The following is a 22,577-nucleotide window of genomic DNA, read 5'->3' on the forward strand; positions in this document are numbered from 1 at the left end:
CTATCCCACACGATCGTCACGAGACTGCCGTTGATCCGCCCGCGCCCCATTTTCGACCCCGAAGCCCAGTCCATTGAATCCACCGGTGGCGATTTGCCGCCTCTTGCACCCGAACGCCTGACCGCGGACTGGCTGCGTGCGCGCTTTCATGCACCTCTCGACTGGGAGCCGGAGCCGAGGGAAGTGCGCTGGCAGCCGGAAGACGGCGACCCGCGAGCAGCGGCGGTGCTCGTGCCGCTCGTCCTGCGCGAATCGGGGCTGACCGTGCTGCTCACGCAGCGCGCCGATCATCTGAACGATCACGCCGGGCAGGTGAGCTTTCCCGGCGGGCGGCGCGAGCCGGCCGACCCGAGCGCGGCGGCGACCGCGTTGCGCGAAGCGCAGGAAGAAGTGGGGCTTGCGCCGGAGCGTGTCGAAGTGCTGGGTGCGCTGCCCGACTACCTGACGGGCACCGGGTTTAGCGTGACACCTGTCGTCGGGCTCGTGCACACGCCTTTTACCGTGCGTGCCGATACGTTCGAAGTTGCCGATATCTTCGAAGTGCCGCTCGCGTTCCTGATGAACCCCGCTCATCACCAAGTGCGGGTGGTGCGCTGGGACGGCGGCGAACGTCGTTTTTTTGCAATGCCTTATCCGCGCGGTGAAGTAGGCGGCGATTATTTCATCTGGGGAGCAACTGCCGGCATGTTGCGCAATTTCTATCGGTTCCTCGCAGCTTGAAGCCATTTGCGCCGGTCGTGCTCGCCGGGGCCGTGCGGCAGCGGGCGTTCCAATGCTCTGACCCTGTGATATCGTTACACGACAACTGCAAAAACCCGAAATGGCACGGCGCTTCGCATGACTTTTTTCTCCGTATTGCTGGCTCTAATAATCGAACAGCTGCGCGCGCTGTCGCCGAACAATCCGGTGTTTGCGCTGCTTCAATATCATGCGGAATCGGCGGCGCATGGCTTTGACGCAGGCAAGAAAAAGCATGGGATCCTTGCGTGGCTCGTCGTCGTGCTGCCGTGGACGCTTGCCGTTGCGCTCATCTATTACGTCCTTTATCGGATCAATTTCGTACTGGCGTTTCTCTGGAATGTCGTGATCGTTTATTTCACGCTCGGATTTCGCCAATTCAGTCATTACTTCACCGATATCCACCTCGCATTAAATAACGACGATGTGCCGCGCGCGCGCGAAATTCTCAATGAATGGACCGGCATCGATACCGTCGATATGCCGGTCGGCGAAATCGTTCGGCACACGCTGATTCACGCGGTCGTCGCGTCGCACCGGCACGTGTTCGGCGTGTTCTTCTGGTTTCTGGTGCCGATCGGGCCGGCCGGTGCCGTGCTGTACCGGATTGCCGAATACCTCGCGCGCTCCTGGTCGGCGCCAGCCGACGGACGTACCGCGGCGTTTTCGAACTTTGCACAGCGTGCGTTCTTCGTGATCGATTGGCTGCCGGCGCGGCTGACGTCACTCGGCTTTGCGATCGTCGGCAATTTCGAAGATGCGATTTACGCGTGGCGCAATCATTCGCGCCAGTGGCCGGACGTCAACGACGGCGTACTGCTCGCTGCCGGCAGCGGGGCGCTGGGCGCGCGGCTCGCCGGGCCGCTTGCGGAGCCGTCGAGCCTCGATGCGCTGGCAGTCGGCGACGGGGGGCCGATGTCGGTCGGCGACGACTGCACGCCGCGCACGCTGCAATCGGCCGTCGGCCTCGTATGGCGCGCGGTGATCCTGTGGATGATTCTGTTGCTGATGCTGACGATCGCCGTCTGGGTGTCGTAAGCCGCCGTGCAGGCTCCGGAACGATGTGCCGGACACGACGGCGCGGCACATCGCCGCTCACTCGTGGCGCGGATCGCGCGTCGCTCCACACTGCCAGCATTGCGTGAATTGCGCCTCGAGCGTCTCTCCGCACGAATGGCATCGCCAGTTGGCGGCGCCCGTCGGCGGACCATTCGACGCCGCATCGATCAACCTCCTTGCCAGTGCCTCGTCGCGTTCGTCGACGAGCCACAATTCAGGCGCGCATTGATCCGGCGGGATCTCGCCCATGGCGCCGTTCAAATAGCGATTGTGCAGTTCGCACGAGATCCCAGCGGCCGCCAGCACGTTGACCCAGTGCTGGCCGATGATCGGATTGGGGGCGTGCATCAATCGAAGCATGGTTGGTTTTGGTCTTGTCGAGACGGTCGAGAGGCGGACGGGTGGTCGTTTGCGGGTGAGCTCAGCGGACGATCTGGTCCGCCTCGTGTACCAGTTGCGCGTAAAGCGCATGCCGCTCAGGCGATACGCGCCCGTCCGCTATGGCATCCAGTATCGCGCAACCCGATTCGTGCAGGTGATGGCAGTTGTAGAAGCGGCAGTGCGCCAACAGTGGCCGAAATTCGGGAAACGCGCGCTCGAGACGGCCTTCGCTCAGATGGTGCAGGCCGAATTCCTGAAAGCCAGGTGAATCGATCAGCGCGCCGCCCGTGGGCAGGGGATAGAGGCGGGTGAAGGTCGTCGTGTGGCGGCCGCTGTTAAGCGCCGTCGAGATTTCCCGCGTGGCTGCATCGGCGTGGGGCACGATCAAGTTCACAAGCGTCGACTTGCCCATGCCCGATTGGCCGAGCAGCAGTGTCGCGTGATCGTGCAGATGCTCGCTGAGCGCCTCGCGAGCCGCGTCGGGGCGTGTTTTGATCGACAGTTCCAGCACTTCGTAGCCGAGCGCGCAATACGGCTCGAGGCGCGCGCGCGCAGCCGGCAGGGAGGCCTCGACGTCCGTCTTGTTGAGCACGATCAGAGGCTTCAGCGCATTGGCCTCTGCGGCGATCAGCGCGCGGCCGAGCAGGTCTTCGCTGAAGTGCGGCTCGGTCGCGAGCACGATCAGCAACTGATCGAGATTCGCGGCGAAGAGCTTCGACTTGTATTGATCCGAGCGATACAGCAGGTTGCGCCGTTCGCCGATCTCGACGATTACGCCTTGATCGGCCGAAGTCATTTCGTAGACGACGCGATCGCCAACCGCCACCTCGCTTTTCTTGCCGCGCGGAAAGCATTGCAATAGCGCGTCGGCGCCCGCGGGTGCGACCACGTAGTGGCGTCCGTGTGCGGCGATGACGAGTCCTTCGGTGCGCGTCGCCGCGTTCGGGCGGCGCGCGGTTTTCGCGGGGCGGCCGCTCATGCGTGCCGCAGCAGTCGGTCGATCCGCTGCGACGCCGGCGGATGCGAGTAGTAGAACGCGGTGTAGAGCGGGTCGGGCGTGAGTGTCGACGCGTTGTCTTCGTATAGCTTGACGAGCGCATTGACGAGGTCCTGCGCGCCGGTCTGGCTTGCCGCGAACGCGTCCGCTTCGAATTCGTGCTTGCGCGAGCTGAGGCTCCCGAGCGGCGTCACGAAGAACATGAACACCGGCAGCGCGAGGAAGAACAGCACGAGGGCGAGGCCGCTGTTGCTGCCCGTCATCGACGGCCGCACACCGAGCCCTTCGTAGAACCACACGCGCTGGGTGAGCCAGCCGAGCAGCGCAAGCATCACGAGGCTGATCGCAAACGTGACGATCATGCGCTTGATGACATGGCGGCGCTTGAAGTGACCAAGCTCGTGCGCGAGCACCGCTTCGATCTCGCTGCCCGACAGGCGCGCGAGCAGCGTATCGAAGAAGACGATCCGCTTGGCCGCGCCAAAACCGGTGAAGTAGGCGTTGCCGTGCGCCGAGCGGCGGCTTCCGTCCATCACGAAGAGCCCCTTCGCGGCGAAGCCGCAGCGCTTCATCAGCGCCTCGATGCGGCTTTTCAGAGCGTCGTCGGTCAGCGGCTCGAACTTGTTGAAGAGCGGCGCGATGAAGGTCGGATACAGCACGAGCACGAGCATCTGGAACGCGACGAGCACGACCCAGGCCCACAGCCACCACAGGCTGCCGGCCTGATTCATGAGCCACAGCACGACGAACAGGAGCGGCAGGCCGAGCGCGGCGCCCAGCAGGATGCCTTTGACGAGATCGGTGAAGAAAATGCGCTTTGTCATCCGATTGAAGCCGAAGCGCTCCTCGACGACGAACTGGCGGTAGTAGTCGAACGGCAGGTCGATCGCGCTCGTAATCGCCACGACGACGGCGACGAGCGCGATCTGCCCCAGGAAACCGTTGGCGAGCCAATTCGAAATCAGGCCGTTGATCGCCTCGACGCCGCCGAGCAGCGTGAGCCCGATCAGCACGGCGGCGCTGACGATCACTTCGAGCATCGTGAGCCGCGTGCGCTCGATCGTGTAGTCGGCCGCGCGCTGGTGCGCGGCAAGTGCGACCGTGCCGGCAAATTGCTCGGGGACCCGGCCGCGGTGCGCCGCGACGAAGCGGATCTGGCGCGACGCAAGCCAGAGCTTCGTGCCGACCATTGCCAGCACGGCGGCCGCGAACAGGACGGTGAAGGTAAGAGTGGACATCGAGGGAACCTGTTGTATCTATGCGAGAATTATAGGGGCTTGCCGTTCCGGCGAGCGCTTTTGCACCCGAATCGCGGCAGGCCCGCGGTTCGCGGACATCGGCCGGCGCCGGTCACGCGTTGACCCGTCGCCGCGACAGCGCTTCATCAACCAAGGTTGCAATTCATGACTGACATTCTCGAATCCGTCGGCGAGCCGACGCTCGCGCGCAGCGAGATGAACCTCGTCTGGCTCGACATGGAAATGACGGGTCTCGAGCCCGACACCGACCGCATCATCGAGATCGCCGTGGTCGTGACCAATTCGACGCTCGAGGTGGCCGTCGAAGGCCCGGTGCTCGCCATTCACCAGAGCGACGAAACGCTCGACAAGATGGACGAGTGGAACAAGAACACGCATGGCCGCTCGGGGCTGATCGAGCGCGTGCGCGCGTCCACCGTGACCGAAGACGATGCGGCCGAGCAGATCCGCGCGTTTCTCGGCCCGTACGTGCCACCCGGCAAGTCGCCGATGTGCGGCAACTCGATTTGCCAGGACCGCCGCTTCATGGCGCGCTGGATGCCGGAACTCGAGCGCTTCTTTCACTACCGCAATCTCGACGTGAGCACGCTCAAGGAGCTGTGCCGCCGCTGGCAGCCGGCGATTTACAAGGGCTTCCAGAAACGTGCGATGCATACGGCGCTCGCTGATATCCACGAGTCGATCGACGAACTCAAGTATTACCGCGAGCACTTCCTGATCCCGGCAGCGAGCGTGCCGAGCGCGCCGGCAGAAGGGGCGTAAGCGGGAGCATTCGATTGAGAGGGCGGGCGGCTCTCGATAAGGAGCAGAGGCTCGCTCGTCACTTCGCTTCGCGCCGCGCGCTTTTCGGCCGGAACGCGGCCACGATCTCGTCATTCGTTTCGATATACGGGCCGCCGATCAAATCGACGCAATACGGCACCGCGGCGAAGATGCCCGGCACTTTCACCGCGCCCGACGTGTCGCGCAAGCCTTCCAGCGTTTCCTGAATCGATTTCGGTTGACCCGGCAGGTTCACGATGAGCGCCGCATGAGCGGGCGTTTCGCGAATCACCGCGACTTGCCGCGAGAGGATCGCCGTCGGCACGAAATTGAGGCTGATCTGCCGCATCTGCTCGCCGAAGCCGGGCATTTCCTTCGTACCTGCTGCAAGGGTGGCCTCCGGCGTGACGTCGCGCCGTGCGGGGCCGGTGCCGCCCGTCGTGAGCACGAGGTCGCACCCCTTCTCGTCGACGAGTTCGATCAGGGTGGCGGTGATCGTCGCGGCATCGTCCTGGATCAGGCGCGTTTCCGCGCGCCACGGCGACTTGAGCGCAGTGCCCAGCCACGCCTGCAGCGACGGAATGCCCTTGTCCTCGTAGACCCCGCTCGACGCGCGGTCGCTGATCGATACGAGGCCGATCAGGATTTCGTCAGGATGATTGCGCATCGGAATCGTCATCGTCGTCTTCGGTGGGGGCGTCGTCGAGGTCTTCGTCTGCGGCATCGGCGGCGCTGACCGTCTTGATCCACTGGAACAGTTCGCGGAAATAGCGCGGCGGCTTGCCTTGCTGAGCTTCCTTGCGAGCGTTGCGGATCAGCGTGCGGCCTTCCTGGGCGTCGGCGGCCGGGTGCCGGCGCAGGAACGCGGTGAGGGCCTCGTCGCTTTCGATGAGCGCGTCGCGCGTGCGCTCGATCCAGTGCAGCTTTGCCGTTTCGGCCTTGTTGACGCCGTTGTAGGTATCGAGCGCCTGGCGCAAGGCGGCCGTTTCGTCTGCGGTCAGCGCGCGCATGACGCGGCCGACGTACTGGATCTGCCGGCGCTTGCCTTCGTGATCGGTGATGCGGCGCGCTTCGAGCACGGCGTCGGCGAGGCCTTCGGGCATTGGCATGCGCTTGAGCGCGTCTTTCGGCAGCTCGACGAGCGCGACGCCCAGTTCCTGTAGCGCGTGCATGTCGCGCTTGAGCTGGGATTTGCTGGGGCGGTCGTAGCCGTTGTCGTCCGCGACGTCGGCGTCGGCGTCGCCGGACTGCATGGGTTGAATGCGGGTTTTGCGTGTCATCCCCGCATTGTAGCGTGCCGCGAGACGTCTTTTGCCGGGCGGCACGCGGGCGGAGCGCCGCTTTGGCGATTCGGCCGAGACCGTGCCCGCTGCAGCGAACCGGGTTTACCGCGCTGTGGAATCGCGAGTGAACCGGCCCGGACCTTGCTATGATCGCGGGATGCGTGACGTACAGCACAACGCAGCACCGATGGGCGCAGCAGCGGCCCCCCCATGGGGCCCGGCGCACGGCCCAGCAATAGCTCAATAAGCAGCTCAATACCGGACGGCTACACAAATGGCAGCAGACATGGACGCCAAGCAGCGATTTTTTCCGCACACGCAGGACGAACTGAAAGCGATCGCGTCAGACATTCTCGGCCACGCAAAGTCGCTCGGCGCGACGGACGCCGCGACCGAAATCTCCGAAGGCGACGGTTTGTCGGTGTCGGTGCGGCGGGGCGAGGTCGAGACGATCGAGCACAACCGCGACAAGATGGTCGGCGTGACCGTCTTCATCGGCGCGAAGCGCGGCAACGCGAGCACTTCGGATTTTTCGCCGGAAGCGCTGCGCGACACGGTCGCGGCGGCCTACAACATCGCGCGCTTCACCGCCGAGGACAACTGCGCCGGGCTCGCCGAAACCGAGCTGTTGGAGACGGCGCCGCGCGATCTCGATTTGTATCATCCGTGGCATTTGTCCGCCGATGACGCCGTCGAGCTGGCCCGCCGCGCCGAAGACGCCGCATTCGCAACCGATCCGCAGATCCGCAACTCGGAAGGCGCAAGCGTCTCCGCGCAGCATTCGCAGTTCGTGCTCGCGACGACGCGCGGTTTCCTGCACGGCTATCCGTACTCGCGTCACTACGTGGCGTGTGCGCCGATTGCGGGCAGCGGGCGCAACATGCAGCGCGACGATTGGTACTCGTCCAAGCGCAGCGCCGCCGAACTCGCGGCGCCCGAGGCCGTGGGGCGCTATGCGGCCGAGCGCGCGCTCGCTCGCATGGGCGCGAAGGGCCTCGATACGCGCAAGGTGCCGGTGCTGTTCGAGGCGCCGCTCGCGGCCGGGCTGCTCGGCGCGTTCGTGCAGGCGACGAGCGGCGGCGCGCTCTACCGCAAGACGTCGTTTCTCGTCGACAGCCTCGGCAAGCCGGTGTTTGCGCCGCACGTGCAGGTCATCGAAGACCCGCATGTGCCGCGCGCGATGGGCAGCGCGCCGTTCGACGAAGAAGGCGTGCGCACGAAAGAGCGCGCGGTGGTGAAGGACGGGGTGGTCGAAGGCTATTTCCTGTCGACGTACTCGGCGCGCAAGCTCGGCATGCAGACGACGGGCAACGCCGGCGGCTCGCACAATCTTTCACTGACGAGCTCGCAAACGCGTCCCCAAGACGATTTCGAAGCGATGCTCAAGAAGCTCGGCACGGGTCTGTTGCTGACCGAGCTGATGGGGCAGGGCGTCAACTACGTGACGGGCGACTATTCGCGCGGCGCGTCGGGATTCTGGGTCGAGAACGGCAAGATCCAGTATCCGGTCGAGGAGATCACGGTCGCGAGCACGCTGCAGGAGATGTTCCGGCATATCGTCGCGATCGGCGCCGATACGATCGTGCGCGGCACCAAGCGGACGGGGTCGGTGCTGATCGAGCGGATGACCGTGGCGGGGCAGTAAGCGCGGCACACTGAAAGCCAAAGACGGCTCGCTGCGAGCCGTCTTTTTTTGTCGACCCGAGTTTGCGCTTCAGCGCTTACTCGGGTCCCATGCAGAGCGGTCGACCCGAGTTTGCGCTTCAGCGCTTACTCGGGTCCCATGCAACGCTATGCGCTGTTCTTACGCTGATAGACCACGAACGCGTAATCGAAGTCATTCGGCGCATTGGCGTGATGCGCCTCGCGCGACACTTCTTCCCACTCGTTCCGGTCCAGCTCCGGAAATGTCGCGTCGCCGTCGAAGTCCGCCATGATCTCGGTGACGACCATCTTGTCCGCCAAGGCCATGCCTTCGGCGTAAAGCTGCGCGCCGCCGATCAGGAACGCTTCGGGCGCCTGGTCCCCGGCCGCGAGCGCGAGCGCCGCCGGCAAATCGGTGACCGTATCGCAACCGTTGAAGCGCCGCGACCCGTCGCGCGTCACGACGACGTTGCGCCGCCCCGGCAGCGCCCTGCCGATCGACTCGTGCGTCTTGCGTCCCATGATGATGGGCGCACCCATCGTCGTGCGCTTGAAGTGCGCAAGGTCTTCGGGCAAGCGCCAGGGCAACTGGTTGTCGCGGCCGATCACGCCGTTGCTGGCGCGAGCGACGATCAGGGTCAGTATCGTCATCGTGAGGAGGGGGAGCCGGAATCCTGCCGATTCTACCCGAGCCCAGGCGGGGGCCGGTCCCGCCTGGCGCAGGTTCCGGCAGGACGGGCAGCGGCCCCCTCCCGCTTCACTTTGGCGCGCCGCCGCCGCCGCCGCCGTCGTCGCCGCCGCCGTCGCTTGCGGGGAATGGCTTGTCGTCCGGCACCGTCACTTCGCGCAGTCCGTGCGCGCCCATCAGCCGGTACAGCGTGACGCGCGAGATCCCGAGATCCTGCGCCGCCTCGTTGAGCCGGTGCCGGTGCCGCAAGAGAGCCGATTCGATCGCGCGCTTCTCGGCCGCCTCGCGTGCTTGCGCGAGCGTCAGCGCCTCTTGCGCGGTGAAGTGCTCGAGGTCGAGGTCCCCGGCCGAGATCAGCTTGCTCTCCGCCATCACGATCGCGCGCCGCACGCGGTTGATCAGCTCGCGCACGTTGCCCGGCCAGTTGTAGTTGTGCATCGCCTCGATCGCCGACGGCGTGAAGCCGCGGATCTTGCGCGAGCTGTCCGTCTTGAACTTGTGCAGGATGTGATGCGCGAGGATTTCGATGTCCTTGCCGCGCGCGCGCAGCGGCGGCTCGTCCACGCGCAGCACGCACAGGCGGTGAAACAGGTCGGCACGGAAGCGTCCTTCGCGCATCGCGACGTCGAGGTCGACGTGCGTCGCCGAGATCACGCGCACGTCCACGGGAGTCGATTCGCGGCCGCCGAGCCGCTCGATCTTGCCTTCCTGCAGGAAACGCAAGAGGCTCGCCTGGCTTTCGAGCGGCAGGTCGCCGATTTCGTCGAGAAAGAGCGTGCCGCCGTCGGCGGATTCGACGCGGCCGATCTTGCGCTGGTTCGCGCCCGTGAACGCGCCGCGCTCGTAGCCGAACAACTCCGACTGCAGCAGGTGATGCGGAATCGCGCCGCAATTGATCGCGACGAACGGCGCTTTGCGCCTGGGTGAGCGCTCGTGAATCGCGACGGCGGTCAACTCCTTGCCGGTGCCCGATTCGCCGGAGATGAAGACCGTCGCGTCGGTATTCGCGATTTTGCGGATCGTGCGGAAGAGCTGCTGCATCGCCTCGCAGGTGCCGACCATCTCGTCGTCGCCCGCTGCAGCCACGCCGGCGACGAAGTCGAGATCGCACAGCGTGACCATCCCGTACGCGTGGCCGACGAGGTAGTCGATCGTCGGGGTGGCCGCGGGCAGCTTCACGTAATCGAAGCAGTAGTGGCGGATGATGCGGCGCACCTCGGCGTCTTCGAGCTGCTCGGGGCTCGCGAGCGCGATCCAGCCGATCTGCTGCTGACGCAGGCTCGCTTCGAGGCAGGCCAGTTCGCGCGCCGCGAAGCGCGTGATGTCGACGATCCCCGCGTACGGCGTGTCCGGGCGAATGAGACGTACCGCGTCGGCGGCCGCGCGGGCCACCGACACGTGCCAGCCGCGCGCTTTCATATGCTCGAGCAACGCGTCGTCAGGCACGCGCGCGACGTAGATCAGCGCTCGCTGCTCGGCTTGTCCATTCACGTTCCGGACTTCCTTGGGGTGCGCGATCGACAGGCGAGAGGCTCCTCCCGCGAGTGGCGCTACCGATGTCAAATGTGGTGATTCACGCACGATGACCCCGTTGTCGTCAGACGTCAAAAAGTGTAGGGGAACCGCACGCCGACCACGAAGTTCGGCGCGTCGGGCGTGAGCCCCACGGACACCGATCCTTCGATCGTGAGGTGCTTGTTCACCACGTGGTTCAGACCGAAATTCAATGCGGCAGCCACCGTCTCGCTGCCCGGTACCTTCTGCCATCCCTGACCCGGCGCCTGCGTCTCGCTCTCGGGCTCGAGCGCCATGGTGTAGGAGATGCTCGCCGAATCCTTGTCCGAGAAGGCGATGGCGGCGCCGCCGCCCCACTGGATGATGTCGCCGAGCTTCACCTTCGCGGGCTCGACCTGGCCTTCCACGGCCGAGATGTCGGAGAACGAGCGCGCGACGTTATACGTGTACGACAGGCTGCCGAACAGCACGACCGGATCGTAGGTCTTCAAGAGCGACACGCCGGCCGTGATGTTCCAGAAGCCGGTGCCGGTCGGCAGCTTGCTTGGCGCGACGAGGCTCGTGTTGTTCGGGTCGACTTGTTCGAGCTTGATGCCGAACGGCGACGAGCCTGTCGGCGCCTTCACCCGCAGGCTGCCGACCACGTCCGGAAGGTTGTTGGTCTCCTTCAGAAACTGATAATAGACGCCGAAGTTGACATCTCCGATATCGCTCGAATTCGCGGACGCATCCGACAACTGGCTCGCCGCGCCGCCTGCGCCCCCGACGATGAAATTGCTGTGCCGGTAGATGTAGGGCACGTCGACATCGACGCTCATGCGGTCGGTCAGGCCGTAGCGCGTGTCGAGGTCGGCCATCACCTGGTGCGACTTCGTCTCGCCGAGATTGATGTTGCCCAGGAAGATCGCGTCGAGCGCGAGGAAACCCGACAACTGCAATTGGCGGCGGTCGTAGTAGGTGTCGCTGATCCCCCAGTCCATCGTGAGCTTGTGGTCGAAGAGCGGCGCGTGCTCGCGCTGCACGACGGCGTTCTCCGCCTCGGTGCGCTGCGGTTCCGCGGCCTTCTGCGTGGTGCCGACCGTGCCGTCGCCCGAGGTGCCGGTCGTTCCCTCGGGCGAGGTGCCCCCGCCCGACGATTGCGGCACCGGCGGGTTGGCCTGCACGCCGGTGGCCGTGCTCGTGCCGCCGCTCGGCCCGGGGGCGCCGGGCGTCACCTGTGCGAGCTGCGGCAACGGCGGCAGCGGCACGGGCAAGTTGTCCGAGCCCGGCGGCTGGGCGACGGCGGCGTTCTCGTCTGCCGCGCCGCCTGAGAGGCCGCGTCCGCGCTGCGACATTTCCAGCTCCGTGACTTGCTTTTCGAGCGACTGGATCTGCCGCTGCTGCTGGTCGACGACCCGCATCAGGGTGTTGAGCCGATCTTCGAGCGATTGATTGCCAAGCTCCTGCGCTTGTGCCCCCTGCGAGAGTGCAAACAGCAGCACCGCGGCAGGTATTGCCGCGAGCGCACTCAACGGCGCGCCCCTTGCTGACATTCTGGTCATTGTGCTTCCCCCGGTCCGGCAGCGGCGCGCCGTTTTGTCTCCTCCCGTACGCGCCGCTGCATTTGACTTCTTGTTGCCGTACTGCCCGGTCCTTCGCTGCAAGCAGCGGGTTGCGGCCCGCCGCGTTTCGTCATCTCCCTGGCATCGCGCCGCGGACCTGCAGCGCCTGCATCACGCCGAGCTGCCGCAGCAAGTTGCCGGACAACTGCTGGGTCTGCAGATGCAGTTGCAACTGATTGGCGACGGCCTGGTTGTTGCCCGCGATCTGCAGCAATTGCGCGATCGCCCCGGCTTGTTGTGTGTTGTTCGGGGCGATGCTCTGCGCGGCGAGACCGGCCGGCGTCTGCAGCGAAACCGTCACGCCGCCGTTGCCGAACGCGATACCGGCCTTGATGCTGCCCGATGCGTTGCTCGCGCTTGCGGCCGGCGAGTTCGTGCTGCCCGGGATCGACGGAATCGATGCATTGCCGAAATCGATGGTCGTCGAGTTCGAGCCGACGTTGCCGTTGCCTGCCACCTGTGTCACCTGCGAAACGCCGTTGACCGCGATGTTCTGGCCGCCGGTCGCGATCGCATGCGGGTTGGCGCCGTTCGATCCGGCGTTCGTGTTGTCGAGGACCTGCGCCGACGTGCTCACTTGCGCCGACATCGGGCCACGGCCGTGCGCGGTGACGGCGAGCGAGCCTTGCGCGACTGCCATCGCGCCATTTGGCAATTGCCATTGAGAAAGCAGGTTCAAGACGAACCCGGAAATCATGGAGCCGCCGGCGTATTTGCCGGTCTGGTTTGCGAGCACGTCGTCGCCGACCGCCTGCCATTTGATGGCCTGCGATGCGGCTGCGCCCGTCGAAAGAAAGCCTGGCGTCGCGACTGCGGTGTTCTCCGATGCCGGCACACCGCTCGCGATGCCGCACGCCGTAAGGCAAAGCGCGAGGCGAAGAGGCGAAAATGGAAGCTTCATGGTTATTCAGAACCAGTCTGCCTTGGACAATCCGTAATCGACAAAGGGAGTCGCGGCCGTGCTGGCGTCAAGTGCGCGATCGCGCAGCTTCAAGGCCAGCGACTCGTTGCCCTGCAACAGCGGGGAATCCTCCCTGAACGGTTTGCCGAGGACCGCGAACACGAGCCCGTTCCAGCTCTTCACGAAGTCCTCTTCCATGACGATGCGGTTGCCGAGCGCAGGGTCCGCGATGAAGATGCGGCCTTCCTCGGCATGCTTGACGATGACGAAGTGCTCGTAACCGTCGATGCTCATCAGCACCATGACGGGAATCTGCAAGTGATACAGCGCATCGGAATTGACCCGGAAGCCGCGCCCGCGCAACCCGATCGTCTCGACGAACTTCTTCATGTCGAGCATCGAGAAACCGTTCTTCACGACGACCTCTGGCTTCGAGAACACCATCATGCGGCGAATCAGTTCGGTCTCCGGAATATCGATTCCATAGCCGAACTTGAGCAGCGTCGCAAGCGCAGCCGCACCGCAGCTATAGTCGAATTGCTGGCTGACGATATGGCTGTAACGGATCTCCCGCATGGAGCGCACTGATTTGGTGAAGGGCACCCCTGCAAGATTAGTCGTATCGATGGTGGACTGTGCGTGGCTTGCCGCACACATCGTGCAGCAAGCCAACGTCACGGTGAGCCGCCATGCCGAGAACCGGTCAAACCCGGGCATGCTGGTCTCCTGGCTTGTGTGCGCCGGCCCTCACAACGAAGGCCGGCGCGAACTCCCGACTGCTTATTTCACTGCGTATTTCGGTGCTGATCGACTTGCTTAGTGGCCCATGCTCGTCGAAGCGATGGCAAGTCCGTTATGCTGGACGTTGCCCGCGCCGCCGGCGATGTTCACGCCGATGTTGCCTTGCGAGCCTTGCAGCGAGCCGGCGCCGAGCCTGGCCGTGCCGCCCATCGAGCCGGAGAAGTCCATACCGGCCTTCTGGTCGTTGTCGTCGGTGGCGACCATTGCGACTGCCTGAGAGTTACCCGGATTCACTTGCGAAGTCGACGCAGCGAGGCTGTTGTTCTGCGCATTGCCGACACCCGAAGCCACGTTCACGCCCACGTTGCCCGATACTTGACGAAGCGAGTTGTCGCCGATCGATGCATTGAACACGTAGTTTTTCACGTTCGCTTCGCCACCGGTGCTCTGGTTGCTGAAGATCTGCGCGTTGCCGAACACATTGCCGGTATCGACGGCGGCGAGCGACACGTCGTTGCTTTGCGCGTTATCGACGCCTTCGGTGATGTTGATGCCGAGGTTGCCCGATACGTCGTTGCCCGCGTTCTCGCCGGTGGTAGCCGTCAGCGTGGTCGGGTCTTGCGTGTCGATGTAGGTCGTGACCTTGCCGTAGACGGAGACATCCGACTCATTGATGTTCTTGCTGAAGCTCCAGGACGACCCTTCGCTCTCGCTCGACTTCATGGCTGCGACCTCGTAGCCGGACGAGCTTTCGGAGTGCGACTTGCTGCCCGAGCCCGACGCGCTGTCATAGCTCCAGTTGTTGTGCTCGCCCGAGCCTGCCGCGGCGTTGAACTTGCCATGGACGCCCGACGAGTTCTCGTAGCTCGATGCGTTGTAGCCGGCCGAGAAACCACCTTGCGCATGGAAGCTGTCGTAGCCGTGGTGCTCGTCGTTGTCGGAGGTGTACGACACGGAGCCGCCTGCTTTGCCGCCCGCCGAGATATGCGCACCCGAGCTGTTGTTTTCCTTGCTGAACCAGCCGCCGATCGACGCGTTCTGCTTGCTGTAGTTGTAGCCGCTGCCCGAGGCTTCCTGATTCTTTTCCGAATAGGAGTAGTTCGACGATTTCTGGTAGCCCTGCGCAAACGCCGCTGCTTCGAAGCTGTTGCTCCATTCCGAACTGGACTTGGAGCCGCTGCCGCTGATCGAGAACTTGTCGGCGTTGATCGTGGTCGTGATCTCGCCCTTCGTGTAGGTGCCCGGCAGCGGATCGAGGTCGACCTTGGCCCAGACGCTCTGGTTGTTCTGGACCACGGCGCCCGCGGTGCTCGACACCGACACGCAGCCGAACAGCGTGACAAAGCCTTCGATGCCGACTTTTTCGCCAACCGCGGTGTAGTTGAAGAGGAACGAGTCTTTGTCAGAGTTATGCGCAAACGCGCTGCTCGACGCGGCTGCAAGGACTGCTACTGCAATAAGAGTGCGCTTCATGATTACGCTCCGATACGACTAAGTTAAAAAAAAGTGCCCGCCGGGGGACGGAGCACAAAACTATTCGCCGTGGCATTACCGGCACCGGCCGTCTGGTTAACTTGCGCGACCCCGTTGACGTTTTTGAAGGCGTCTTTACTGATGATCGCCTCGCGTGCGTCATGAGCCCGCGTTTGCTGCCCCAAACCTCCTTGCTTGGGGGCCGTCGCGGATAGTTCACTATCCGAGACGGTCTCCACCCCTATCACCGCAGCGCCTAGGCCGACGCTGTTGCGCTGGAGATTCGCTGCGCCCGCAGACTGGTTCACCATCACCGCTCCGGACGTATTCGAAAATGCGTTGCCTTCGATGCTCGCGCTCGCGCTCTTCACGCGCGCCGCCGCGCTCGCGCTTTGCGAGCCGCCGGTGTAAGCGGCGCCGTCAGGCGTGCCGCTCACGATCGCCAGTTGATTGCTTTGCGCGTTGTTCAAGCCCGCGGTCTCGTTGACCGTGAGCGCGCCGTTCGAGCCGTTCAGTGCGCCTGTCGAGATCGTCGCGTTGCCGGTGACCACGGCGGCCTGGGCGAAGGCGCTGTCGGGCGCGGCGATCGCGAGCATCGTCAGGCCCGTGAAGCAGGCGAGCGCGCACGCGCCGAGCGGCCGTTGTGTCGTATGCGGCGCGTTCATTTCAACGCTCCCAGGGCGGCGCCGAGCGGCGCGAGCGCGCCCGTCACCGACATCGAGATCTGGCCGCCCACGCTCACCCCTTGCTGCGGCAGCGCGTTCGCGCCCACTGCGACGTTGCTGCCCGTTGTCGAGCCCGAGAGAATCCTCGTGACGGCCTGCAAGCCGGCTTCGCTGCCGTTCACGCCGGCCGTCGATACGCCGCTCGAGCCGTGCGCGTTGGTCAGGTCGAGATCGGAGACGACGGAGGCCATCAGCGGATTGAACGTCGTGGCCGGGAAAGTCGTGGCGCGCACCGCGACCGGGTCCTGGTCTTTCGGCACCGGCGTGAACGCGTCGCGCGGCATGACCGTGCGCTCGACGATGATGTCGCCGGGATTGCCGCTTTGCTGGGCATTGGCGCTGGCTGCCGCACCGGCCATCAGCACGCCGGCGAATGCCGGGATAAGCGCGAGCGCACGATGCGCGCGCTTGGCGAAGATTGAGGCGGTCATTTGCGCTCCCCCGCGAAAGGCCGAACTTCCCGGCGTCGTTTTGGCTGCCGTTGAAAAATCGGTCCCGCGAATTCGTTTGGTTACTTTCCGTTTCTGACTTACAGCGGCTTTCTGCGCTTACTTTCGCGTGTAGCTCACAACGTTGCCTTGCGCGGCGCGTCCCGAGTCGACGGGAACCGGCAGCGGGGCGGAGGGCGGTGCGATTTCGTCCCACAGCGTCACGGCGTTGCCGCCTCGCATGATCTGCGGCGTCGCGGCGACCGTCACCATGCCCACGCGTCCGCCGCGCTGCCGCGACAGCACCTGGTCGTCGAGCGGCGGCGCGTTGACGGACACGGCGTCGTCGCTCGTCGCGCTGGCATCGAGCGCGTCGCTGTCGGCCGCCGGCGCCGCGTTCAGCTCCAGCACGGCGGGCGTCGCGACGAGGCTTTGCGGCAGCGGCGCGAGCATCGGCCACGCATTGGCGGCGACGAGATTCGCCATCTGCAGCGGGCTCGCATCGACGGCTTCCTGCGCGCTGGCTGCGACCGGCGCCGCAAGCGAAACGAGCGCGGCGAGAAGCGTTGCCAGGAGCGGGCGCTTACGCAGAGGAGGAAAGAAAGCGAGTGACATGACGTTGTCTCCGGTGTGCAGGATATTTAGCGAGAGCTATGCCATCGGCCGCAAACCGTTGCCGTAATTGGCAGGCTCCAAAATGTCGCAATGCGGGACGCGCGAAAACCAGGGAAAGTGTTTCAGTGCTGAAACGGGGGGCGAAATGCGGCGGAATTGCGTATTGGGGCGCGCTTTCAAAATCGCGGCGGCGGACTCCGGAGTGTCGGGAAAAAATGCTTTTATTAGTTGTATGAATAATGAAGGGTTTTATGCGGAGGCCCTTATAGCAAGCAGCTTCCGATTAATTTCTTCGCATATTTGTGTTCGTGGACCCGGCGGTATAGTAAGCTCTCGAAACAGCTTCAGCCTTCTAAATAAGACCATTCCAGTGGTCATTAGCGTTTCACACGCCGCATATCGGGGATCCGCTGTCTACACGGAATGGAATGGCCGTTCGGTAATCGTATTTGATATACGAATACCGAGGTGATCCAGCGGGCTCGCAACCGGTGATTCGAGCGCGTCGTCATCCTTGGCGTTTGTTGACGAGAGGATCTGAAGAATGGAATCCGCAATGCGGCAACTGATTTACGTTACTCGGGAACCCAGCGCACGGCTGAATTCGGAGTTCCACCAACGCGGCTGGCATGTCGATGTCGTCGGGTGCGCGCGCGAGGTTCGCCGCGCCGTGAAAAGCGATATGGCGGCCGGCGGTCTTCTCGATCTGTCGAGCCATTTTCAGCAACACGAGATCGTGGCATTCGAGTCGTGCCTGACGATGCCCAACGTCGGCTGGGTCGCGACCACGTCGCCGGGTCAATTGCAGGACGCCGCGGTGCGCCGCTTGATACGCGACTACTGTTTCGACTACGTGACGATGCCCTATGCGGAGACCCGCATCGTCGATTCGGTCGGCCACGCCTATGGAATGGTGTCGCTCGACGATTCCGATGCGGCAATCAACGATGGCGCGCACGTCGGCGAAGGCGAGATGGTCGGCTCGTGCGACGCGATGATGGCGCTCTTCCGCTCGATCCGCAAAGTCGCGATGACCGACGCGCCGGTGTTCATCTCCGGCGAATCGGGCACGGGCAAGGAGCTGACGGCGGTCGCGATTCACGAGCGCTCGCCGCGGCGCGAGGCGCCGTTCGTTGCGATCAACTGCGGCGCGATCCCGCCGCACCTCTTGCAATCGGAACTCTTCGGCTACGAGCGCGGCGCGTTTACCGGCGCGAATCAGCGCAAGATCGGCCGCGTCGAAGCGGCTAACGGGGGCACGCTCTTTCTCGACGAAATCGGCGATTTGCCGCTCGAAAGCCAGGCGAGCCTGTTGCGTTTCCTGCAGGAACACACCGTCGAGCGGCTCGGCGGACACGCGGCGGTGCCGGTCGACGTGCGCATCATTTCCGCGACCCACGTCGACATGCATCAGGCGATGCTCGAAGGGCGTTTCCGCGCGGACCTCTATCACCGTCTGTGCGTGCTGCAGATCGACGAGCCGCCGCTGCGCGCGCGCGGCAAGGATATCGAGCTGCTCGCGCGGCATATGCTCGACCGCTTCAAGAAAGACGCGAGCCGGCGCTTGCGCGGCTTCTCGCCGGACGCGGTCGCGGCGCTCCACAACTACGGCTGGCCCGGCAACGTGCGCGAGCTGATCAACCGCGTGCGGCGCGCGATCGTGATGTCGGAAGGACGTTCGATCACGGCGGGCGATCTGGAGCTGGCGGAGTACGTCGAGATCGTGCCGGTCTCGTTAGCGCAGGCGCGCGAAGCGGCGGAGCGGCAGGCGATCGAGCTTGCGCTCCTGCGTCATCGCGGACGGCTCGGCGATGCCGCGCACGAACTCGGCATTTCGCGCGTGACGCTGTATCGCTTGCTGTGCGCGCATGGCATGCGGCACATGGAAGCCGAAACGGCGACGGGGGGATGACGCGCGCGCCCGGTGCGTTGCCGGGCACGCGCCGTGAGCGGTGCAACGCCGCTTGCTAGAATCGAGGTTATCGCTAAAAAGCTGCGGCACGGCGCTGCCGCAGATCGCCACCTCCGCGGCTTCCCGCCGCGCCGAAGGAAACCTCGAATGAAACAATACCTGGACCTCGTCCGCACGATTCTCGACACCGGCACCTGGCAGGAAAACCGCACCGGCATTCGCACGCTCAGTATCCCCGGCGCCATGATGCGCTTCGATCTGCAGCAGGGCTTTCCCGCTGTGACGACGAAGAAGCTCGCGTTCAAATCGGCGATCGGCGAGCTGGTCGGCTTTCTGCGCGCGTCGCGGAGCGCGGCGGATTTCCGCGATCTCGGTTGCAAAGTGTGGGACGCGAATGCGAACGAAAACCCGCAGTGGCTTGCCAATCCGTATCGCGAAGGGCCCGACGACCTCGGCGACGTGTACGGCGTGCAGTGGCGCAAGTGGCCCGCGTACAAGCTGCTGAATGCGGATGCGTCAGCGCAGATCGCCGATGCCACTGCACGCGGTTATCGCATCGTCACGCAGTTCGACGAGGACGGGCAGGGGAAGGTGCTGCTCTACAAGGCAGTCGACCAACTGCGCCAATGTCTCGATACGATCATGCAGAACCCGAGCGACCGGCGCATTTTATTTCACGGCTGGAACCCGGCGCTGCTCGACCAGATCGCGCTGCCCGCGTGCCATCTGCTGTATCAGTTCCTGCCGAACGCGGCGCACCGCGAGATTTCGCTGTGCCTGTACATCCGGAGCAACGACGTCGGCCTCGGCACGCCGTTCAATCTCATCGAAGGCGCGGCGCTCCTGGCGCTCGCCGGGCGCTTGACGGGCTATACGCCGCGCTGGTTCACGTATTTCATCGGCGACGCGCACATCTACGAGAACCAGCTCGACATGCTGAAACGGCAGCTCGAGCGCGAGCCGTACGAAAGCCCGACGCTCGTGATTTCCGAGCGCGTGCCGAGCTACACGGAAACGGGCGTCTACGAACCCGAGTGGCTGGAGAAGGTCGAGCCGGCGGATTTTTCGCTGGTCGGCTACCGGCATCACGCGCCGTTGACGGCGCCGATGGCGGTCTGATTCCGCGCTGCCGAGATTCGACGCGCGGGGGTGGCGGACACGAGTAGGTGATTTGCGGCGACCCTGTCGTCGTCTTGGGTTGCTTCGGACGAAAAAAAACCCCGCAGGCTATGCCGGCGGGGTTTTACATTTCTGTCGACCCGAGTTAGCGCTTCAGCGGTTACTCGGGTCCCATGCAACGCGGTCGACCCGAGTTAGCGCTTCAGCGGTTACTCGGGTCCCATGCAACGCTCGCACGACGTGGCGTTCATTCGTGCTTGTGCTCGTCGTGACCGCCGCCGCCGCTGTGCTGCTCGACGTGCTGTTCCGGGCGCGGCTGCGGCTGCGGTTGCGGCTGCGGACGCGGCTCGGCATGGGCCTGCGGCTGCGGCTGCGGACGCGGCTCGGCACGGGCCTGCGGCTGAGGCTGAGGCTGCGGACGCGGCTCGGCATGGGCCTGCGGCTGAGGCTGAGGCTGCGGACGCGGCTCGGCACGCACCTGCGGTTGCGGCTGCGGCTGCGAACGCGGCTCCGGACGAGCCTGCGGCGCCTGCCCGACGTGCTGTTCAGGACGCGGCTGCGGCTCGGCGCGTGGTTGTTGCGCCTCGCGCTGCTGGAACTCCGGATGCGGCTGGCCGCCCTGCGGCGCTTGGGGCGCTTGCGGCACGCGCGCCTCCTGACGCGGCTGACCGCCCTGCGGTGCCTGCGGCCCCTGCGGCATGCGCGCCTCTTGACGCGGCTCGCCGCCTTGCGGCGCACGGGCTTCCGGATGCGGCACTTGCGGCTGCGCCTCGCGGCCCGGAACGGCACCCGGCTCGCCGCGCTGCTGCGCCATCGGCCCCGGCGCATGCTGCGGGCCGTTCGCGTTACCGGTCATCTGCGGCGGACGCGGCACGCCGTTGCCCGGCTGACCGTGCTCGACGGCCATCGGCGTATGCGGCGCGGCTTGTCCGAATTCCGGGCGCGGCGCATTCGGGGCACCCGGCGCGCCCGGCGCACCCGGCGCCGGACGCTGCTCGACCTGAGCCGGACCATGCATCGGCGCCATCACAGGCGAATGCAGGTTGACGAGCCGCACGTCGCGCGCCGGCGCGCCGTGCGCTTGCTGCGCGGCGAAGCCGGCCGGCGGCGCGCTGCGCACGACCGGCTCGCCCGCGCCCCGCACTTGGCCGCCGCCGTGCGCGAAACGCTGCGCGAGCTGATCGTGGAACGCGGCCGGGACGACCGGGCTGCGCGTCGCGACGATTTGCCGTGCCGCCGCGGCTTGCGGCGGGCGATAGGTCGCCTGGCGCAGCCCCGGCCCGAAGCTCTGACGAACCGGCGCGATGCCCGGCGCGCCCGCGCTGATCCGCGCGTTGCGCCATTGCTGCGGGTCGACTTTCTGCGCGAAGCGCATGACCGGCTGGCCGTGGACGAAGGCCGTCGCCGGTACCGCCGTCACGGCGCCCGGCGCGCGGTAGTTGATGTACGTGTTGTGGATGTTGTTGATATTGGTGATGTTCACATTCCTGTTGACGATCGCCGTCTGGTTCACGCGCTCGTAGTAGCGCGGGCTCCAGCCGCCCCAGCTCGGGTGCCACACTTCGCCCGGGCCGAGCGGGAACCACGCGACGCCCGCCGCGGCCACGCCGCCGATCGTGAGGTCGACGCCCCAGTCGACGCCGCCGCCCCCGCCGCCGACAAACGCGACGAGCGCCGGCGCATAGACGGGCGGCGCGCTGACGACGAGCGGCCCCGGCACCCAGGCCCAGCGGTCGTCCACGTACGCCCAGCGGCCATAGTGATACGGCGCGAAGCCCCACGGCGCATCGTCGACCCAGGTCCAGCCCCACGGCGCCTGCCAGACCCAGTGACCTTCGTGATACGGCGCCCAGCCCTGCGGCACCGAGTTCGGCTCCCACACGGCGCCGTATTGCGGATCGTTGCTCCAGGTGCCGTTCGCATCGAGATCCTCGTAGCCGGGGATGTCGCGCGACACGTAGCGCGCGGAAATCGAGCGATTCTCGGCGGCATTGCGGTTCTCTGCCCATTGGTCGAACGCGTCGGGCGGCGGCGCGCCGTTGCTCGCGACCTGCTGCAGGTTCGTGCCGGAGAACGTGATTTGCTGGCCGGCCGACATCGGCACCTGGCCACCGTCGCCGTAGACCGTGACCGAGCCGTCGCGGACCGTCACTGTTGTCGTGCTGCCGTCGGGCGCGACATCGACGCGATAGTCACCCGGGCCGGTCACGCCGACCGCGACATTCGGCGTATCGATCTCATACGACGAACCCGGCGCGAGCTCGCGCACGTGCGTCGACAGCGTGCCTTGCGCGACTTTCAACTGCGCGTTGGCGTCGTCGAGATTGAGGACGTCGAGGCTCGTCGCGGCGGAGAGGCGCACGGCGGTTGAGCCGATATGCAGTTCCGAGCGGGCGTTCGCGTCGTTCCACAGTTGATCGCCGGTCGTGAGCGGACGGTTGAGCGTCGCGTACGACCAGTCGGTCGCGCCGGCTGGCTCGGTCGTCACCGCGCCAGCCATGTAGTTCAGGCGCGCGACGCGACTCGGCGGATCGACTTGTTGCGCGGCCGGCGCGGTTTGCGGCGGCACGCCCTGCGGCGGCTCGGTTTGGGCGAACGCCGCGTGCGAGGCGAGCGCAAACGGCGCGGCGGCAAGCAGGACGTAGCCCGTCAGGCGACGGAGGGTCAGTCGAGGCGATGGGGTTGGCGTTTTCATGATGGTCCGTGGTCCGAGACGGGTGGGATGCTACGGCATTC

21 protein-coding genes are annotated in these 22,577 nt (G+C 65.3%); 6 read left to right on the forward strand and 15 right to left on the reverse strand.

Annotated elements, in window-relative coordinates:
- Positions 1–33 precede the first annotated feature (33 nt).
- Positions 34–720: a CoA pyrophosphatase gene (locus J3489_RS15750; RefSeq protein WP_206999795.1), complete on the forward strand. Its 687-nt coding sequence runs from the start codon at positions 34–36 to the stop codon at positions 718–720.
- Between the two features lie 117 nt (positions 721–837).
- Entirely contained in the window at positions 838–1,776 is a 939-nt protein-coding gene (locus J3489_RS15755) for a CobD/CbiB family protein (protein ID WP_206999513.1), read from the forward strand.
- 57 nt (positions 1,777–1,833) lie between these two features.
- On the opposite strand, the gene J3489_RS15760 is transcribed toward J3489_RS15755, so the two are convergent.
- The 3 genes from J3489_RS15760 to J3489_RS15770 form a co-directional block, all read right to left on the reverse strand.
- Positions 1,834–2,157: a putative signal transducing protein gene (locus J3489_RS15760; protein ID WP_206999515.1), complete on the reverse strand. Its 324-nt coding sequence runs from the start codon at positions 2,155–2,157 to the stop codon at positions 1,834–1,836.
- 61 nt (positions 2,158–2,218) lie between these two features.
- Positions 2,219–3,157 (reverse strand): ribosome small subunit-dependent GTPase A, encoded by a 939-nt coding sequence (gene rsgA / locus J3489_RS15765; RefSeq protein ID WP_206999517.1) that lies wholly within the window; start codon positions 3,155–3,157, stop codon positions 2,219–2,221.
- Positions 3,154–4,413: a M48 family metallopeptidase gene (locus J3489_RS15770; protein WP_206999519.1), complete on the reverse strand. Its 1,260-nt coding sequence runs from the start codon at positions 4,411–4,413 to the stop codon at positions 3,154–3,156. The genes rsgA and J3489_RS15770 overlap by 4 nt, the downstream gene beginning before the upstream one ends.
- Positions 4,414–4,578: 165 nt before the next feature.
- Here J3489_RS15770 and orn point away from each other — a divergent pair, with 165 nt between their 5' ends.
- Positions 4,579–5,196, forward strand: coding sequence for an oligoribonuclease (gene orn / locus J3489_RS15775; RefSeq protein ID WP_206999521.1), 618 nt, complete (start codon positions 4,579–4,581; stop codon positions 5,194–5,196).
- A gap of 58 nt (positions 5,197–5,254) precedes the next feature.
- Here the strand turns inward: orn and mog are convergent, their stop codons facing one another.
- Together mog and yjgA are read right to left on the reverse strand one after the other, a co-directional pair.
- Positions 5,255–5,875, reverse strand: coding sequence for a molybdopterin adenylyltransferase (mog, locus tag J3489_RS15780; protein WP_206999523.1), 621 nt, complete (start codon positions 5,873–5,875; stop codon positions 5,255–5,257).
- Positions 5,847–6,476: a ribosome biogenesis factor YjgA gene (gene yjgA, locus J3489_RS15785; protein ID WP_206999525.1), complete on the reverse strand. Its 630-nt coding sequence runs from the start codon at positions 6,474–6,476 to the stop codon at positions 5,847–5,849. The genes mog and yjgA overlap by 29 nt, the downstream gene beginning before the upstream one ends.
- 277 nt (positions 6,477–6,753) lie before the next feature.
- Here yjgA and pmbA point away from each other — a divergent pair, with 277 nt between their 5' ends.
- Positions 6,754–8,124, forward strand: coding sequence for a metalloprotease PmbA (gene pmbA, locus J3489_RS15790; protein ID WP_206999527.1), 1,371 nt, complete (start codon positions 6,754–6,756; stop codon positions 8,122–8,124).
- A gap of 146 nt (positions 8,125–8,270) precedes the next feature.
- Here the strand turns inward: pmbA and J3489_RS15795 are convergent, their stop codons facing one another.
- The 9 genes from J3489_RS15795 to J3489_RS37675 form a co-directional block, all read right to left on the reverse strand.
- Positions 8,271–8,774, reverse strand: coding sequence for a dihydrofolate reductase (locus J3489_RS15795; RefSeq protein ID WP_206999529.1), 504 nt, complete (start codon positions 8,772–8,774; stop codon positions 8,271–8,273).
- Between the two features lie 106 nt (positions 8,775–8,880).
- Positions 8,881–10,335: a sigma-54 dependent transcriptional regulator gene (locus tag J3489_RS15800; RefSeq protein ID WP_242540067.1), complete on the reverse strand. Its 1,455-nt coding sequence runs from the start codon at positions 10,333–10,335 to the stop codon at positions 8,881–8,883.
- A gap of 80 nt (positions 10,336–10,415) precedes the next feature.
- Entirely contained in the window at positions 10,416–11,858 is a 1,443-nt protein-coding gene (locus tag J3489_RS15805; protein ID WP_374193458.1) for a hypothetical protein, read from the reverse strand.
- Positions 11,859–11,997: 139 nt separating this feature from the next.
- Positions 11,998–12,828 (reverse strand): peptidase C39, encoded by an 831-nt coding sequence (locus J3489_RS15810; protein WP_206999534.1) that lies wholly within the window; start codon positions 12,826–12,828, stop codon positions 11,998–12,000.
- Positions 12,829–12,834: 6 nt separating this feature from the next.
- Entirely contained in the window at positions 12,835–13,545 is a 711-nt protein-coding gene (locus J3489_RS15815; protein ID WP_206999536.1) for a C39 family peptidase, read from the reverse strand.
- A 99-nt stretch (positions 13,546–13,644) separates the two neighbouring features.
- Complete coding sequence (locus J3489_RS15820) at positions 13,645–15,042, reverse strand: FapB/FapC family functional amyloid domain-containing protein (protein ID WP_206999537.1); 1,398 nt, start codon at positions 15,040–15,042, stop codon at positions 13,645–13,647.
- Positions 15,043–15,065: 23 nt separating this feature from the next.
- Entirely contained in the window at positions 15,066–15,707 is a 642-nt protein-coding gene (locus J3489_RS15825; protein WP_374193455.1) for a FapB/FapC family functional amyloid domain-containing protein, read from the reverse strand.
- Positions 15,704–16,198 (reverse strand): FapA family amyloid fibril periplasmic chaperone, encoded by a 495-nt coding sequence (locus tag J3489_RS15830; RefSeq protein ID WP_206999539.1) that lies wholly within the window; start codon positions 16,196–16,198, stop codon positions 15,704–15,706. The genes J3489_RS15825 and J3489_RS15830 overlap by 4 nt, the downstream gene beginning before the upstream one ends.
- A gap of 117 nt (positions 16,199–16,315) precedes the next feature.
- Positions 16,316–16,810, reverse strand: coding sequence for a hypothetical protein (locus J3489_RS37675; protein ID WP_242540057.1), 495 nt, complete (start codon positions 16,808–16,810; stop codon positions 16,316–16,318).
- A gap of 544 nt (positions 16,811–17,354) precedes the next feature.
- Here J3489_RS37675 and J3489_RS15840 point away from each other — a divergent pair.
- Both J3489_RS15840 and J3489_RS15845 read left to right on the forward strand, forming a co-directional pair.
- Positions 17,355–18,722, forward strand: a complete 1,368-nt coding sequence (locus tag J3489_RS15840) for a sigma-54 dependent transcriptional regulator (protein WP_206999541.1) — start codon at positions 17,355–17,357, stop codon at positions 18,720–18,722.
- A gap of 147 nt (positions 18,723–18,869) precedes the next feature.
- On the forward strand, positions 18,870–19,841 hold the full coding sequence (locus tag J3489_RS15845) for a thymidylate synthase (RefSeq protein ID WP_206999543.1): 972 nt from the start codon (positions 18,870–18,872) through the stop codon (positions 19,839–19,841).
- Positions 19,842–20,088: 247 nt separating this feature from the next.
- Here J3489_RS15845 and J3489_RS15850 read toward each other — a convergent pair whose 3' ends face one another.
- Positions 20,089–22,536 (reverse strand): FecR family protein, encoded by a 2,448-nt coding sequence (locus J3489_RS15850; RefSeq protein ID WP_206999545.1) that lies wholly within the window; start codon positions 22,534–22,536, stop codon positions 20,089–20,091.
- Positions 22,537–22,577: the final 41 nt, after the last annotated feature.

It is taken from the genome of Trinickia mobilis (assembly GCF_017315705.1).
GTDB classification, from domain to species: domain Bacteria; phylum Pseudomonadota; class Gammaproteobacteria; order Burkholderiales; family Burkholderiaceae; genus Trinickia_A; species Trinickia_A mobilis.